The organism is Streptomyces sp. NPDC020489 (genome assembly GCF_044386545.1).
In the GTDB taxonomy this organism is placed as follows: Bacteria; Actinomycetota; Actinomycetes; order Streptomycetales; family Streptomycetaceae; genus Streptomyces.
Genome location: NZ_JBIRUZ010000004.1, coordinates 456961 through 472705, shown reverse-complemented (window position 1 = coordinate 472705; position 15745 = coordinate 456961). Strand labels below are relative to the sequence as shown.

Here is a 15745-nt window from a genome sequence, read left to right as displayed (position 1 = left end):
TCGCGCGGGTGAACCGCGGGAACACGCAGGTAAACCCTACCCCATGGACGTGACGGGGGCGGACGTCAGCCGCGTACGGCGGTCGGGCTCGGGGTGTCCGACGGTGCGTTCGTGACGTGTGCGGCGGCCGTGACGCGAGCGGTCCGGCGGACCGGCACCAGCAGGGCGGCCAGGGCGGCGGCGAGGCAGAGGACCGCGAAGCAGCGTGAAGCCGTGGGTGTAGCCGGAGCCGTAGGGCAGGCCGGAGGGCTGGAGCCGCCCTGTGACCAGGACGCTTGTGACGGCGGCGCCGATGGAGCCGCCGATGGTGCGGATATTGGCGTTCATGCCGGTCGCGGCGCCCGTGTCCTCGGGTGGGACGCTGGCCACGATCAGGTTGGCCATCGAGGCGAAGGCCAGTCCGATGCCGAGGCCGAACACGCCCGAGACCACGGCGACCTGCCACTGCGCGGCGTGCCAGAGGGCGAGGAACGCGAGGGCCAGGGCGCCGAGCGCGGCGCCGGTCGCCAGCAGCGCCTTCGCGCCGACCACGGGTTCCAACCGGCCGCCGAGGACGCCGGAGCAGAACATCGCCACCAGCATCGGCAGCATCAGCAGTCCGGAGGCCGTCACGCCGGCGCCGAAACCGTATCCGGCCGAGCTCGGTGTCTGGACGAAGGCGGGCAGGAAGGACCACAGGGCGTACATGCCCGCGCCGAAGAGCAGCGCGACGGTGTTGGTCGTCCACACCGCGGGCAGCCGCATGACGCGCAGGTCGATCAGCGGCGAGCGGGAGCGGGCCTCCGCGAAGAGCCACAGCGCGAACAGGACCGCGGCGAGGGTGAACAGGCCGATCACGCGGGCCGAGCCCCAGCCCCACTGTGCCGCCCGGCTCAGCGGCAGCAGCAGGGCCACCAGCCACGCCGACAGCAGCACGGCACCGAGCCAACCGACCTTGCCCTCGGCCCGGTTGGGCGACTCGGGGACGTAGCGCAGGGCGATGAGCACGGTGAGCGCGACGACGGCGACGGGGATCCAGAACAGCCAGCGGTAGTCGAGCGCGGAGACGATGGGGCCGGCCGCGACGATGCCGACGCCGCCGCCGGCGGCGATCACGGCGGACAGGTTGCTGATGCCGGCGCTCACCTCGGACGGGGCGAACTCGTCCCGGACGATGCCGAAGGAGAGCGGGAGCAGGGCGCCGCCGATGCCCTGCACGACCCGGGCGACGATCAGCACGCCGATGGTCGGCGCGAGGGCGGCGAGCAGACACCCGGCCAGCACGACGACCAGGACGGCGACGAGGGTGCGCTTCTTGCCGATCAGGTCGCCGACGCGGCCGAGGATCGGGGTGAAGACCGAGGCGGACAGCAGATACGCGGTCATCACCCAGGTCGCGGTGGACTGGGAGGTGTGCAGTGCGTGCTGGACGGTCGGCAGGGCCGGCGCGATCAGCGACTGCAGCATGGCGAACACGCCGGCACCGGTCGCGAGGACCGCGAAGGTGAGGCGGGTGGAGGTGCGGGGCATGGAGAGCCTCTCCGAGCACTGGGGTGCGGCCGGAGCCTCGTGGGAAGCGGTCGCGGAAAGGGCAGGGGTACGCCTCGACTGATAAAGTGGAGGCACGCCTCCACTCTATCGGAGGCGTGCCTCCGCTTCAACTCGGAACGGAGGCTTGCCTCCATTTCGACCCCAGGGAGACGTCGTGACCGCCCAGTCCTTCCCCGTCAGCGAGATCGTCGCGTCCCGCCGACCGACCCGGAAGGACGCCGCCCGGAACTACGACGCCCTCCTGGCCGCCGCCCGCGAGGCCTTCGCGGAGCACGGCGCCGAGGCCTCGCTGGAGGACATCGCACGGCGGGCGGGCGTCGGCATCGGCACGCTGTACCGGAACTTCCCCACCCGGCGCCACCTCTTCGAGACCGTGTACGCGGACGAGGTGAACACCCTGGTGCGGGTCGCCGAAGAGGTCGCGGACCGGGAGCCCTGGGACGCCCTGACCGCCTGGCTGGACCGGTTCGCGGGCTACATGGTCACCAAGCGCGCCGTCCGCGAGGCCCTCAACGAGGAGTCGGAGATCATCGCGGCCTGCCGCGACTCCCTGTACGCCGCCGGCGGCCCGCTCTTCGAACGCGCCCAGCGCGCCGGCGAGGCCCGCGCCGACATGGACTTCGTCGAGCTGCTGCGCATGGTCGCGGGCATCACCGCGACGGCCTTCGACGACGAGGCCCAGCGCAGGCGGGTCCTGTCGATCGCCCTGGACGGCGTCCGGACCCGGCCCTAGCGGCTGCCTCCTGCCACTTGGGGACGGGACATCTCCCGAACCGGGGAGCAGAGGGGCCGGGATCGACCCGAACTAAGCTACCGGGCCATGCGATTGACCGTTCTCGGCGGCTGCGGCGCCTGGCCCACCGCCACCCAGGCATGCAGTGGCTACGTCGTCGAGCACGAGGGTTTCCGCCTCCTTGTCGACCCCGGATACGCCACACTGCCCCGTCTGCTCGCCCACCTCGACGTCGACGCGGTGGACGCCGTCCTGGTCAGCCACGGGCACCCCGACCACTGCGCGGACCTCAACCCCCTGCTGCGGGCACGGGGGTTGAGCGACGCTCCGCCCCCCGCGCTGCCGGTGTACGCGCCGCACGGCGCCCTCGACGCCGTCCTGGCGCTCGACAAGCCGAGCATGCTCGCCGCCGCGTACCGCCTGCACGAGTTCCGCCCCGGCCGGCGGTGGCAGATCGGCCCCTTCACCGTCGACACCCGGCTCCTGCCGCACTTCGTACCCAACGCGGGCCTGAGGATCAGCACCGAGCGGGCCGTGCTCGCCTATACCGGCGACACCGGCCCGAGCGACGAGGTTCCGCGCCTCGCCGAGGGCGCGGACCTCTTCCTGTCCGAGGCGACCTACCTTCGCCAGGTCCCCTCCCCCGGCGACGCCCCGTTTCTGCTGACCGCGCTGCTGGCCGGCCGGTACGCCCGACAGGCCGGCGCCCGCAGGCTGTTGCTCACCCATCTGTGGCCCGGCACGGACCCCGACGAGGCTGTTCGGACAGCGGCGGAGACCTTCCCGGGCCCGGTGGACGTGGCCGTCCCGAACCTCGTGACCGCCGTCTGAGAGGACAGAAGGCAAGGAAGCCGGTCACCGCGTCTGCACATCCACGGTGACCGGCCTCGCCCCCTCGGGGACAGGTCAGTGGGCGCCGACCAGCTCCTGGTCCGCGCCCGGTTTCGCGGTGTGCCGGGAGCTGCGCAGGGCGGCGATGCCGATGAAGGTCATCGACGACAGGCCCGCGAGGGCGAAGGCGGTGAAGCCGAAGTCGCCGTTGCCCGCGGCGAGCAGCTGGCCGCCGAGCCACGGGCCGAACACGGCACCGAAGCGGCCCATGCCGGAGGTCCAGCCGACGGCGGTGGCACGGCTGTCCGGGGTGGAGCGGATGGACACCGTCGCGTAGATCATCGTCTGGGCGCTGTTGAGGAAGACGCCGGTGAGGAAGACGACCACGGTGGTCACGCCCATCGGCATGTGGACGCTGAGCAGGAAGACCCCGGCCGCGGTGAGCGCGAACCAGATCGCCGAGATGCGCGGCGCGCCGAAGCGGTCGGCGGCCCGGCCCGCGACGAGCATGCCCACGATGCCGCCGAGGTTGAACACGACGACGAAGGTCAGCGCGTTGGCGAGTTCGTAGCCCTCGGCGCGCATCAGGGTGGGCAGCCAGGTGGCGACGCCGTAGACCAGGAGGAGTCCGCCGAAGGAGGCGAGCCAGTACAGCAGGGTCTGGATCCACTCGCCGCCGCGGAACAGGCCGGCGAGGGCGTCGAAGCGGTCGGCGGCCGACCTCTTCCCGGACCTGTCGGCCGGCAGCTCGACGTCGTACCGCTCGGCCAGTGCGCGGGCCTCCTCGGTGCGGCCCTTGGTGACGAGGAAGCTCAGGCTCTCGGGCAGGCACTTGGCGAGCACCGGTGCGAAGAGCAGCGGGAGGACGCAGACCCAGAAGGCGGCACGCCAACCGACGGGGTCGATCAGCCACTTGGCGACGTAGGCGGAGAGGATGCCGCCCGCGTGGTGGGCGGTCATGAGGAGGCCGATGACGAGGGCGGCGCGGCCGCGCGGGGCGTAGTCGGAGACCATGCTGATCGCGGTGGGCAGCAGACCGCCGAGGCCGACCCCGGCCAGGGTCCGGCCGAGGCCGAAGACCGTGACGCCGTCCGCCAGGGCGCAGAGGCCGGAGGCCAGCGAGAAGAGCGTCACGCAGGCGACCATCAGCTTCTTGCGGCCGATCCGGTCGGCGACGGTTCCCGCGGTCAGCGCGCCGACCAGCATCCCGAAGGTGGCGTAGGAGCCGAGGTCACCGGCCTGGTCGGCGGTGAGGCCGAAGGTCTTCGTCTCCAGCAGGTGCGGCAGCACCGAGCCGTAGATGAACATGTCGAGGCCGTCGAAGAGGACGGCCAGCCAGCACAGACCGACGACCAGGAGGGCCAGGCTGCTGCCGCGGGCGGACGCGGCCGGGGAGGGGGAGGAAGACATCGTTGGGTTACCTCTCGTGCGTGGTGCGCCAGACGCTAAGGAGCCATCCGCCAAGAGTCAACGTTTTTGTCAACAATCTCATCGACAATGCGGGGCGGATGGCTCCCCGCGGCTCAGCGGATGGCTCCCCGCACGGCTCAGGGGGCTCAGGCCACCGGGGGCGTCCCGTGGGTGTGGAACGACTCGATGGTCTTCAGGCCCCAGGCCTGCCCCTTCCGGCGCTCCTCCTCGGTCCAGGTGATCAGGGGCCAGTCCGGCGCCAGCACCAGCCGGGTGAGCGGGTTGCACAGCTCGATCCGGTTGCCGCCCGGCTCGTAGACGTACAGGAAGAACGTCTGCTGGATGGCGTGCTTGTGCGGTCCCGTCTCGATGAACACACCGGTGTCGATGGCGAGATCGGCCGCCCGCAGGATGTCCTCGCGGGTGTCGGTCGCGAACGCGATGTGGTGCAGCCGCCCTTCGCTGCCGGTCCAGTCGGAGGTGTAGACGACGTCGTACGACTTGTTCGTGTACGTCAGCCAGCGCGCCGCGATCTTCCCGCCGTCCAGCCGGATCTGCTCGGTGGGCCGGGCGCCGAGCACTGTCTGCTGGAACTCGGCGTTGGCGAGCACGTCGGCGGCGAGGAAGTTGACGTGGTCCAACCGCCGTACGCCGACACCCCTGTTGGGCTTGGCCTGCGGCTGGTTCTTCAGCGCGGGTCTCAGCTCCTCGGGGGCCTGGTAGTGCGCGCTCTCCCAGTACAGGGCGTGCTCATGGCCGTCCGGGTCGGTGGTCACGTAGAGCCTGCCCAGGCCCGGTTCGTCCTCGACCCACGTCCCGGTGCCGCCCGCCTCCTCGTTGGCCCGGACGCGGCGTTGGAGGGCCTCCTCGCTGGAGGTGCGCAGGGCGAGGCGGCCCGGGCCGGGCCGGTCGCGGGCGGTCAGGACCAGGCTGTGGTGCTCGTAGTCGTCGAAGGTCCGCAGGTAGACGGTGTCGCCGTCCTCGCCGTTGACCGTCAGGCCCAGGTAGTCGGTGAAGAAGGCGACGCTGGCGTCCAGGTCAGGGGTGAACAGCTGGGTGTGACCGATGTGCGCGATGTCGCCGAGCGGCGGAGTCATCGGTGACCTCCTTGGGGTAGTGCGGCGGCCCTGGGGAAGACGGTGCCGTCGAAGATCTTGCGGGCCGTCCGCACCACGGCGGTGCGGCGGGCGCGGGGGAGGCCGTCGGGGGTGGTACCGAGGCTGCTTTCGATGTCCAGGAAACCGGTGGGATGTTCCAGGCGGACGCGGTCGCTGCCAGGGGTGAGCACCGCCAGATCCGCCCCCACGCCGCCTTCGATCCGCAGGACGGCGGCCACGCCGGCCGCACCGAGCACCCCGATCGAGGGGTGGCACCGCACCGGGATGAAGGTGCGCGTGGTGACCGCGCCGCCCTCGCGGGGCGGGGCGAGGAGCGTGAGCTTGGGCACGGTGGTGCCGGAGACGTCGCCCAGGCCCATGAGCCGGCCGGCCCTGAGGCGGATCCGGTGCAGCCGGTCGGCCAGCGCCGGGTCCTCCTCCAGCTCCCCGGGCGACTCGTACCCGGTGACCTTCAGGGAGGTGGCGGCGATCAGCACGGTCGGCATGCCGTTGTCCACGCAGGTCACCGGCACGCCGTCGATCTCGTCCCGCACGCTCCCCGTGGGCAGCAGGTTCCCCGCGCCCGGCGGGAACTCGAGCACCACGGGCGCGGCCGTCCCCGGCACCCCGGAGATCTCGGCGTGGCCGGTGTAGTCGACCCGGCCGCCCGGGGTGGGGAAGGTCGCCGTGGCGTGGTCGCCGGTGTTGACCATGCGGATGCGCACCGAGGTCGTCCCCTCCCCCGCCGGCACCAGTCCCCGCTCGACGGCGAACGGACCGACGCCGGCGAGGATGTTCCCACAGTTCTGACGGTCACTCACCTCTGGCCTGTCGACGGCGACTTGGAGGAAGAGGTAGTCGACGTCGGCCCGCGGGTCGGCGGACGGGGACACCACGGCGACCTTGCTGGTGAGCGGGTGCGCGCCACCGAGTCCGTCGATCTGCCGTTCGTCCGGGCTGCCCATGATCCGCAGCAACAGGTCGTCGCGCAGGGCCGGTTCGGCGGGCAGATCAGTGGCGAGGAAGTAGGCGCCCTTGGAGGTGCCGCCCCGCATCAGCAGACAGGGCACCTCCTCGGTCACGACCGCTCTCCCTCGTGCGCCGTGTACTCCTCGAACGTCCGGTACTCGACGCCGAGTTCCTTGAGCCTGTCCCGCAACCCGTAGCGGTCCAGGCCGAGTTGGCCGTCAAGGAAGGCGGCGCGGGTGGCGGCTTCCTTGGCCTCGCGCGCCTCGGACCTGCGCACCGTCTCGGCGACGCGTTCACGCGGGACGATTACGACCCCGTCGTCGTCGGCGAGGATCGCGTCGCCGGGGCGGATCACCTGGCCGTCGATGGCGATCGGCACGTTGACCGAGCCGCCGGTGGCCTTGACCGTGCCCTGTGAGGAGACCGCGCGGGACCAGGCGGCGAAGCCCATGTCGCGCAGCTCCTGGGTGTCGCGGATGCCGGTGTTCATGACGACCCCGCGCACCCCGCGCCGTTTCAGCGCGGTGGCGAACAGTTCGCCGAACAGACCGTCCGTGCACGGGGAGGTGGTGGTGACGACCAGGATGTCGCCCTCGCCGCACTGCTCGACGGCGGCGTGGATCATGAGGTTGTCGCCGGGCCAGCCGAGCACGGTGACGGCGGTGCCGGCGACCCGTACGCCCTGCTGGACGGGCCGGATCTCCGGCCCCAGCAAGCCGGTGCGGCCCATGGCCTCGCTCACCGTCGCCACACCGTGGCCGGCCAGCGCGTCGACGTCCTTCAGCTCCGCCTTCGGCGGGTCGGTGACGATCACGCCGCTCATACGTCCTCCTTCTGCGGGGCTCCGCTGCGGCTCCGCCGCGGCCGGGTGCCCCGTCCGTCTCGCTCCGCGGGCCCCCGGCCTCCCCTGCGCCTCGTCTCGCTCACGCCAGCTCCTTCGCGATCTGTGGGTAGGGGCGCATGTACGCCTCGGCCATGGTCCGGTGGGCGAGGCCCAGGTTCGGGCCGGCGTTGCGCTTGAGCTGGACGCCACGGCGGACGGCGAGGTCGGTGTAGTAGTCCCACAGGTGCTGCTGGGCGCCGAGGCACTCCATGGCCTTGCGCTTGGTGTCCCACACCTCGGTGATGTCGAGGAGCACCTCGGGCCTGAAGCCGCTCATCTCGGGCTGGTGCGGCTCGAAGTAGAAGACCGGCGGGGCGCCGATGATCTCGCCGGGGGCGGGGTAGCCGATGGCCTGCGCGAGGACGCGGGCCTCCAGGGCCATGCGGTGGGCGGCCGGATGGTCGCCGTTGTAGGGGTCCTCGGCGGGGTGGGTGAGCACGACGTCGGGCTGGGTGTCGCGGTAGACCTCCACGAGCCGGTCCGTCAGTTCGGGGGTGACCAGCAGCGGGTAGTCGCCGGCGTCGAAGAAGCGGACGTCGGCGCCGAGGGTCGCGGCGGCCCGCTCGGCCTCGTCCCGGCGCATCGCCTTGATCTCCTCCAGTTTCCTGCCCTCGCGCCAGGCCTTGGCGGACTCGCCGCGCTCGCCGAAGGTCAGACAGGCGATGGTGACCTTCTCGCCGCGGGAGGCGGCCAGGGCGATGGCACCACCCGCACGCCAGACGAAGTCACCGGCGTGCGCGGTGACGACGAGTGTCGATCGTGGGCGGGCGGGCGCGTTGGCCTCAGTCATTGCAGAAATCTCCTCGGTGACAGGTGTGCGCCCGCCCCGCGCCACCGCGATCAGTCGCGCAACGTCTCGATCAGTCGCGCAACGCCTCGATCACGCTGGTGAGGTGGGCACGGACGGCCGCCTCGGCCGCCTGCGGGTCCCTGGCCCTGATCGCCTCGATCATGGTCAGATGCTCGTTCAGGGATTGCTGCGGGCGCCCCGGTCGCAGTGCCAACTGGAAACGGTGCCGCACCAGTTGGGCGTTGAGCCGCTCCAGCAGCTGCTGCGCGGTCTCCTGGCCGGAGAACTCCCGGATCCGGACGTGCAGGTCGTGGTTGAGCTCGGAGTAGGTGACCGGCTCACCGTCGGCGACGGCCTTGGACATGGCCGTACCGAGGTCGGTGAGCTGGACCAGCTGCTCGTCGCTCGCCGCGACCGCCGCCTTCGCCGCGCACAGCCCTTCGAGGACCATGCGGCACTCGGTGATGGCGACCGCTTCGTCCACGGTCACCACCCGCACCCGTGAGCCACGGTTGCGGATCCGCTCCACGAGTCCCTGGGACTCCAGATCGATGAGTGCCGCCCGGATGCTGGCCCGTGTCACACCGAACTGCTCGGCGAGCTCGTTCTCCACCAGCCGCTGCGCCGGTGCCATCTCGCCGTGCAGGATCGCCTGCCGCAGCTGCGCGAGCGCATGCTGCTTGGCCTGCTCCCCGGTGCTCGGACGGGCTTCTTTCGGCATCGCGCCCTCCCTGAGTGAGTGCCTGTCGAACCTAAATCTAGCCAGACAACATTGTCAACAATTTTGTCCGCCATATTGCGGGTGCGACGAGACACTCGGCCGCCCGCCCCAGTCCGTGTCCGGCCCGCCCGGCTACGACGGCGAAGGCGCCGTGCCCTCGTACGCCGCCCGCAGCAGCGCGAGCACTCCGTCCGCCGTGACCGGTCGCGGGTTGGCGTAGGGCTGGGCCGTGGCACCGGCGGCCGCCACCGCCAAGTCGGCCTCCTTCAGGCCGAGTTCGGCGAGCGAGCGGGGCGCTCCGAGGTCGGCGGCCAGTCGCCACAGGGCGCGCGGGGCGTCGTCCGTGTCCAGGGCGCGCGCCACGGTGGCCGCCGCGTCCGGGGCCGCGGACGCGTTGTACGCGAGGACGTGGGGCAGCACCACGGTGTGGGTCTCGGCGTGGGGCAGCCCGAAGGTGCCGCCGAGGACGTGGCACAGCTTGTGGTGCAGGCCCATGCTGGTGGCCCCGAGGCAGGAGCCGCACAGCCAGGCGCCGTACAGCGCCCGGCCCCGGGCGTCCGGGGAGGCCGGGTCGGCGGCCACGTCGGTCAGGGCGCGGGCCATCGTCCGTACCCCCTCCTCGGCCATCAGCGCGATCAGCGGCGAGGCGTCCGGGGCGTACAGCGCCTCGACGCCGTGCGCGATCGCGTTGACGCCGCTGGTCACGGAGAGCGGTACGGGCAGGGCGAGGGTGAGTTCGGGGTCGTAGACGACGGCGCGGGGCAGGACCGCAGGGTCGCGCCCGGTGCGTTTGGCGCCCTGCTCGGTCAGGCCCCAGACGGGTGTCGCCTCGGAGCCGGAGTACGTGGTGGGTACGGCGATCAGCGGCAGGCCGGTGCGCAGGGCGATCGCCTTGCCGAGGCCGATGGCCGACCCACCGCCGACCGCGACGCACCCGTCGGCACCGGTGTCCTGCGCCACCGCGACGGCCTGCTCGGCGACCTCCACGGGCACGTGCGTCCGGGCTCCGGCGTGCAGTCCCGCGCACGCCGGTCCGAGGGCGTCGGCGACCGTCCGCGCGGTGGCCGCGCCACGGGCGCCGCAGACCACCACCACCCGCCGCAGACCGAGGCGTCGGGCCTCCTCGGGGGTCGCCGTGGTCGCGGCGCCGGGGCGCAGGACGACCCTCGTGGCCGGGAACTCGTGGACGAACTCCTTCATGACCGCTCCAGCACGAGGTCGATCCGCGCGTGCCGGAAAGGGTTCGGGACACCCAACTCCTCGGCCAGCGGGGGGTCGTCTACGGGGGTGAAGTCGCGCACCAGGCTCTGCTTGACGGCGAACACCGCGTCGGAGTCCAGGTAGGGGTCACCGGCCACGAAGACGTGCGTGGTGACGGGCCGGTGTCCGTCGGCCGAGGCGATGAAGTGGATGTGCGCGGGGCGGTAGGGGTGCCGTCCGGTGGCCCGCAGGAGGTCGCCCACGGGACCGTCCGTGGGGATGGGGTACGAGCTCGGCACACAGGTCCGGAACCGGAATCCGCCCTCGGTGTCCGCCGTGAACAGACCGCGCCCGTTGCCCGGCGGCTGGACGTCCGGGCACTGGACGTCGTAGAAGCCGTGGCCGTCGGCCTGCCAGACGTCGAGGTGCGCGCCCGGCAGCGGGGTGCCGTCGGCCGACAGCACCCGCCCGCTGACCACGCACGGCTCGCCGCCGCCCACGAGGTCGATCGTGTCGCCGAGGGCACGGGCCGGGGAGGCGGTCAGATGGAAGGGGCCGCGTACCGTCGACTCGGTGGTTCCGGGCGTGTGCCCGCCGTGGATCGTCTCCAGCAGCATCGACAGTCCGAGGACGTCCGACAGCAGGATGAACTCCTGCCGGGTGTCCGTGCAGGTCTGCCCGGTCGCGGTGAGGAAGTCGACCGCGGCCTCCCACTCGGCCCGGGTCAGCCGGGTCTCGTGCGCGAAGGCGTGCAGATGGCGGACGAGGGAGGTGAGCAGGTCGCGGAGGCGGGGGTCGGCGGTGGTGCGCAGGCTGTGGATCGCCTCGTCGGTGACGTCGGTCATGTCCGCTCCTTCCCCGGTCCACCGGCCACCCGAACCGGACGCCCGGGCACACCTTCCGGCCCAGGGGCCCGCAGCACCGGCCCCGCCCCGGTCTCACTTGATGACCGCGTTCGCCACACCACGCCCACGCCGAGCAGCGCCGGCCCCACCCAATCTCACTTGATGACCGCGTTCGCCACCACCACGCCCACGCCGAGCAGCGCGTCGACGACACCGATCAGCAGCGCGTAGGGCCAGGAGCGGTGGGACCAGCGGGCCGTGCCGACGCCCAGGGCGAACAGCAGGGTGATGTTCAGGGCGAACGCCGGGTACTCCACGCCCTTCGCCGGCCACCAGCCCCACCCCGCGCCGGCCAGGACGAACACCGTGGGCAGGACGGCCGTGACCAGGGGCCACTCGTCGGCGAGGGTGCGCAGGGCGTCGCCGCGGCGGTGCGGGGTGCGCTCCGCGATGTAGTGGGCGTAGCCGTGGGCGAGGGCGGAGGCGCAGGCCGTGACCAGCAGCCACGCGGCGTCGTAGCGACGGCTCTCCTGGTCGGTGTGGCCGTACTGGGTGAGCGCGGCGACCATGGAGCAGGCCAGGACCGCGCCGTAGACGCCGCCGAACACCAGACTCTCGCGCGTGTCGTGCCCGCGCCGCTCAGGCGCCGCAGCCCTGGTCTCCGCCATGCCCTCCACGATCACCCGGGTCCCGGCCCCTCGCCAGTCCGCGACGAAGTGTCCCCCCACCTGGGCCGATACCCCACATCCTGTCCACGGCCAGGACCGGCGCCCGGTGGTTAGGGTCCTTTCATGACCCACAGTTTCGTTGTCCACGTCCCCGACGCCGAGCTCGAACCCGAGCCCCTCGCCCCGGAGCAGATCGTCTCCGGCACACCCGAGGTGCGGGGGAAGGTGGTCTGGGAGTCGGCGGACGGCAAGCAGATCCGGGGGATCTGGCAGATCACGCCCGGGGTGGTCACCGACACCGAGGCGGACGAGCTGTTCGTGGTGCTCAGCGGCTCGGCGACCGTCGAGGTCGAGGGCGGGCCGACGCTGGAGGTCGGGCCCGGCGACATGGCCGTCCTGCGCGAGGGCGACCGTACGACATGGACGGTGCACGAGACGCTGCGGAAGGTGTACGCGATCAACCTGTAGGCGCCGAGGGCCGTGGATCTCCGGCGTGCCCGGAGGCGCCGTGGTGCCGCTGACCTCCATGGCCGTATGTCCTGTCAAAGGGTTGACACCCGTCGGAACCCCGCCCAAGGTGGCCTGGACAGATCGTGGACCGGTCCGAAAAGGGGCTGTGATGGTGGATTCGCTCGGGGTGGCCGTCGTCGGGTTCGGCTGGATGGGCCGGGTGCACACCCAGGCGTACGCCCGTGTCCTGCACCACTATCCGCAACTCGGCCTGCGTCCCGTGCTGGTGTCCGTCGCCGAGGAGGTGCCGGGCCGGGCCGAGGCGGCCGCCGCGCAGTTCGGGTTCGCCTCGACGAGCCGCGACTGGCGGGAGGTGGCCGCCGATCCGCGCGTCCAGGCCGTCAGCATCACCGCGCCCAACTTCCTGCACCGGGAGATCGGTGTCGCGATGGCGGAGGCCGGCAAGCACATCTGGATCGAGAAGCCGGTGGGCCTGGGCGCCGAGGACGCGCGGGAGGTCGCCGACGCCGCGGGCAAGGCGGGTGTCCACAGCGCGGTCGGCTTCAACTACCGCAACGCGCCCGCGGTGGAGAAGGCCCGGGAGCTGATCGCCTCCGGCGCCATCGGCACGGTCACGCATGTCCGCGTCCGGCTCTTCAGCGACTACGCGGCCCACCCCGAGGGCGCCTTGACCTGGCGGTACGAGAGGGAGCGGGGCGGCAGCGGAGTGCTGGGCGACCTCGCCTCGCACGGCGCGGACCTCGCCCGGTACCTGCTCGGCGACATCGCCTCCCTCACCGCAGACTCCGCGATCTTCGTGCCGGAGCGGGCCCGGCCGACCGGGGCCACCGCGGGTCATTCCCGGGCCACCGGCGGCGAGTTGGGCCCGGTCGAGAACGAGGACTACGTCAACTGCCTGCTGCGCTTCGCCTCCGGCGCCCGCGGCGTGCTGGAGGCATGCCGGGTCTCGGTCGGCGAGCAGAACAACTACGGCTTCGAGGTGCACGGCACGAAGGGCGCGGTGTTCTGGGACTTCCGCAGGATGAACGAGTTGGGCGTCAGCCTCGGCACCAGCTACCAGGACCAGCCCGTCAGCACCGTCCATGTCGGCCCCGGTGACGGCGAGTTCGGGGCGTTCCAGCCGGGCGCCGCGAACGCCATGGGCTACGACGACCTGAAGGTGATCGAGTGCCATCGCTTCCTGCGCTCGATCGCGGAGGGCACCTCGTACGGGGCGACGCTCGCGGACGCCGTGCACAGTGCCGTCGTGCTCGACGCGATGGCGCGGTCGGCGCGGAGCGGCACCTGGGTCAACCTGTGAGCGTCGTCGGCATGTTGTAGGGCGTGACCACCTGGATCGCGGACGGCAGGGTCGGTCCCGCGGGCGGCAGCGCGCCGTGTTCGCGCATCACGAGATGGCAGGCCTCGCGCAGGTCCTGGCGCAGGTCGTGGTGGAGGACGGCGGACAGCCGCCGCTCGCGCAGCAGCCGGTCGTTGTCGTGGTCGAGGTCGTGCGCGATGAACACCGCGCACGAGCGGCCGAGGTCCGCGAAGGCCCGCAGGGTGGCGATGTTGCCGCCGCCGATCGAGTAGACCGCGCGGATCTGCGGATCGCGTTCCAGGGCAGCCCGGACGAGGTCGTACTGGGTGGCGTCCAGGCCCTGCCCCTCCGCGATCTCCACCAGGGCGCGGTGCGGGTGGCGGGCGCGCATGGCGCTGCGGAATCCCATCTCGCGCTCCTCCTCGTTGCGGAAGAAGCCGCTGCTGAGGCTGGTCAGCACATTGCCGGGGCGGTCGCCGAGCCACTGGCCCATGAGGTAGGCGGCGGTCGCGCCGGCGGCCCGGTTGTCGATGCCGACATAGGCGAGCCGCGGGGTGCTGGGCAGGTCGGTGACCAGGGTGACCACGGGGATGCCGGCCTGGGCGAGACGGCCGACGGCGGCGGCGACCTCGGGGACGTCCGGCGCCTTGAGGATGACGCCCTGGGAGCCGCGCCGCGCTATCCGGTCCAGGGTTCTCACCAGTTCCTGGACCGGTCCGGTCTCGCGGAAGTGGAAGCGGGAGCGGACGACCGCCGGGTGGAGGGCGGGCAGTTCGGCCTCCAGGGCGGCTCGGACGGCGGTGGAGAAGCGCTCCGGGGTCTGCATCACGATGTCGATCATGAAGGTGCGGCCGACGAGCCGGACCTGGGTGCGCTGGCGGTCCAGGTCGGCGATGGCCTGCCGGACCTCTCGCGCGGTGCTCTCGCGGACCCCTCCCCTGCCGTTCAGGACGCGGTCGACGGTGGCCTCGCTCAGACCCGCCTGACGTGCGATCTCCCGGATCGGGAAGGGGTGGCCCATGCCTCGGCTCCTTGAGGGGTTTTTGATGGACCCGTGCCGGTTGTTCGACGGGTTTGTACTGACAAGAATGACAGCGCTGCGTCGCCCCTGTCACCGAGAGGACGTCGATGTCCTTCACCTCCGTACACCGCCGTGCGTGGCTGTCCGACCAGGACTGCGACCTCGGGGTCCTGCGCACCCTCGTCGAGCGGACCACCGACCCCGCCGACTACCCCTACGCCGACTCCGCGGAACGGAACGTCCTGGTGTACGACAGCGCGCGCGTCGCTGCCGCCGGGAACCGCCGGGAGGTCCAGGAGGAGCTCGTACGGGCCCTCAGCGACGGACCCGGGGTCGTGGTCTTCCGGGGCGCCTTCCCCGACCCGGGTGTCGTGGACCGGGCGAGCGAGGTGTTCGAGGCCCTGATCCGCGAGCAGAAGGCGGCGGGGGCCACCGCCGGCGACCACTTCGCCCGGCCCGGCGACAACGAACGCCTGTGGAACGCCCTGGAGAAGGCGGCCCTCTACGACCCCCCGGCCTTCGCCGACTACTACGCGAACCCGGTCCTGGCCCTGGTCAGCGAGGCCTGGCTCGGCCCCGGCTACCAGGTCACCTCCCAGGTCAACGTGGTCAACCCGGGCGGCCTCGCGCAGAGCGCGCACCGTGACTACCACCTCGGGTTCCTCTCCGACGCCGCCGCCGCGGCCTACCCCGCGCACGTCCACCGCCTCTCCCCCGTCCTCACACTCCAGGGCGCGGTCGCCCACTGCGACATGCCGGTGGAGTCCGGGCCGACGCTGTACCTGCCGTACTCGCAGACCTTCGAGGCGGGCTATCTGGCGTGGCGGCGGCCCGAGTTCACGGCGTACTTCAAGGACAACCACGTCCAGCTGCCGCTCGCCAAGGGCGACGCCGCGTTCTTCAACCCGGCGGTGCTGCACGCCGCCGGGACCAACCGGACCACGGACGTACGGCGGGTGGCCAACCTGCTCCAGGTGTCCTCGGCGTTCGGGCGCGCGATGGAGACCGTGGACCGGGAGACGGTGACGAACGCGGTCTACCCCGTGCTGCTGCGGCGCGCCTCGGAGGGGGCCGACGAGCAGTGGCTGGAGAACGTGATCGCCGCCAGTGCCGAGGGCTACCCCTTCCCCACCAACCTCGACAGCGACCCGCCGGTGGACGGGCTCGCCCCGCCCTCGCAGGCGGACCTGGTCCGCAGGGCGCTGCGCGAGCGATGGACACCGCGGACACTGCGGGACGAGCTGCGGGCGCGCGCCGAGCGGCGCACGAGCTAGCC

General features: G+C 72.2%; 15 protein-coding genes and 1 pseudogene. 5 read left to right on the top strand and 11 right to left on the bottom strand.

Translation table 11 applies throughout. The features are described from left to right. Positions 1 to 65 precede the first annotated feature (65 nt). A pseudogene (locus tag ACH41F_RS12790) lies at positions 66 to 1509 on the bottom strand (MFS transporter). Positions 1510 to 1684: 175 nt separating this feature from the next. Here ACH41F_RS12790 and ACH41F_RS12785 point away from each other — a divergent pair. Together ACH41F_RS12785 and ACH41F_RS12780 are read left to right on the top strand one after the other, a co-directional pair. Continuing rightward, positions 1685 to 2263, top strand: coding sequence for a TetR family transcriptional regulator (locus ACH41F_RS12785; protein ID WP_391235019.1), 579 nt, complete (start codon positions 1685 to 1687; stop codon positions 2261 to 2263). An 87-nt stretch (positions 2264 to 2350) separates the two neighbouring features. Next, positions 2351 to 3094 carry an MBL fold metallo-hydrolase gene (locus ACH41F_RS12780; RefSeq protein WP_391235021.1) on the top strand — a complete coding sequence of 248 codons (744 nt, stop codon included), beginning with the start codon at positions 2351 to 2353 and terminating at the stop codon, positions 3092 to 3094. Between the two features lie 75 nt (positions 3095 to 3169). Here ACH41F_RS12780 and ACH41F_RS12775 read toward each other — a convergent pair whose 3' ends face one another. The 9 genes from ACH41F_RS12775 to ACH41F_RS12735 all read right to left on the bottom strand — a co-directional run bounded on the left by ACH41F_RS12775 (position 3170) and on the right by ACH41F_RS12735 (position 11677). Beyond that, positions 3170 to 4504: an MFS transporter gene (locus tag ACH41F_RS12775; protein ID WP_391235023.1), complete on the bottom strand. Its 1335-nt coding sequence runs from the start codon at positions 4502 to 4504 to the stop codon at positions 3170 to 3172. A gap of 146 nt (positions 4505 to 4650) precedes the next feature. Then, entirely contained in the window at positions 4651 to 5601 is a 951-nt protein-coding gene (locus ACH41F_RS12770; protein ID WP_398835006.1) for a VOC family protein, read from the bottom strand. Continuing rightward, positions 5598 to 6656, bottom strand: coding sequence for a 4-oxalomesaconate tautomerase (locus ACH41F_RS12765; RefSeq protein ID WP_391235629.1), 1059 nt, complete (start codon positions 6654 to 6656; stop codon positions 5598 to 5600). The genes ACH41F_RS12770 and ACH41F_RS12765 overlap by 4 nt, the downstream gene beginning before the upstream one ends. A 23-nt stretch (positions 6657 to 6679) precedes the next feature. After that, the gene (locus ACH41F_RS12760; RefSeq protein ID WP_391235027.1) at positions 6680 to 7393 is read right to left on the bottom strand and encodes a 4-carboxy-4-hydroxy-2-oxoadipate aldolase/oxaloacetate decarboxylase; all 714 of its coding nucleotides are present in this window, start codon (positions 7391 to 7393) and stop codon (positions 6680 to 6682) included. A gap of 100 nt (positions 7394 to 7493) precedes the next feature. Further along, on the bottom strand, positions 7494 to 8243 hold the full coding sequence (locus ACH41F_RS12755) for a PIG-L family deacetylase (RefSeq protein ID WP_391235029.1): 750 nt from the start codon (positions 8241 to 8243) through the stop codon (positions 7494 to 7496). Between the two features lie 70 nt (positions 8244 to 8313). Next, positions 8314 to 8964, bottom strand: coding sequence for an FCD domain-containing protein (locus ACH41F_RS12750; RefSeq protein WP_391235031.1), 651 nt, complete (start codon positions 8962 to 8964; stop codon positions 8314 to 8316). A gap of 132 nt (positions 8965 to 9096) precedes the next feature. Then, positions 9097 to 10164, bottom strand: a complete 1068-nt coding sequence (locus ACH41F_RS12745) for an iron-containing alcohol dehydrogenase (RefSeq protein ID WP_391235033.1) — start codon at positions 10162 to 10164, stop codon at positions 9097 to 9099. Beyond that, a complete protein-coding gene (locus tag ACH41F_RS12740; RefSeq protein ID WP_391235035.1) occupies positions 10161 to 11009 on the bottom strand; it encodes a dioxygenase in 849 nt (282 codons plus the stop codon). Before ACH41F_RS12740 ends, ACH41F_RS12745 begins: the two co-directional genes overlap by 4 nt. A gap of 155 nt (positions 11010 to 11164) precedes the next feature. Continuing rightward, positions 11165 to 11677, bottom strand: coding sequence for a hypothetical protein (locus tag ACH41F_RS12735; protein WP_391235037.1), 513 nt, complete (start codon positions 11675 to 11677; stop codon positions 11165 to 11167). Positions 11678 to 11800: 123 nt separating this feature from the next. Between ACH41F_RS12735 and ACH41F_RS12730 the strand changes: the two genes are divergently transcribed. Beyond that, positions 11801 to 12145, top strand: a complete 345-nt coding sequence (locus ACH41F_RS12730; protein ID WP_391235039.1) for a cupin domain-containing protein — start codon at positions 11801 to 11803, stop codon at positions 12143 to 12145. Between the two features lie 151 nt (positions 12146 to 12296). Then, complete coding sequence (locus tag ACH41F_RS12725) at positions 12297 to 13448, top strand: Gfo/Idh/MocA family oxidoreductase (RefSeq protein WP_391235041.1); 1152 nt, start codon at positions 12297 to 12299, stop codon at positions 13446 to 13448. Here the strand turns inward: ACH41F_RS12725 and ACH41F_RS12720 are convergent. Then, complete coding sequence (locus ACH41F_RS12720; protein ID WP_391235043.1) at positions 13438 to 14469, bottom strand: substrate-binding domain-containing protein; 1032 nt, start codon at positions 14467 to 14469, stop codon at positions 13438 to 13440. The genes ACH41F_RS12725 and ACH41F_RS12720 overlap by 11 nt on opposite strands. A gap of 107 nt (positions 14470 to 14576) precedes the next feature. Here ACH41F_RS12720 and ACH41F_RS12715 point away from each other — a divergent pair, with 107 nt between their 5' ends. Continuing rightward, positions 14577 to 15743, top strand: coding sequence for a phytanoyl-CoA dioxygenase family protein (locus tag ACH41F_RS12715; RefSeq protein ID WP_398835000.1), 1167 nt, complete (start codon positions 14577 to 14579; stop codon positions 15741 to 15743). The last annotated feature ends 2 nt before the right edge of the window (positions 15744 to 15745 follow it).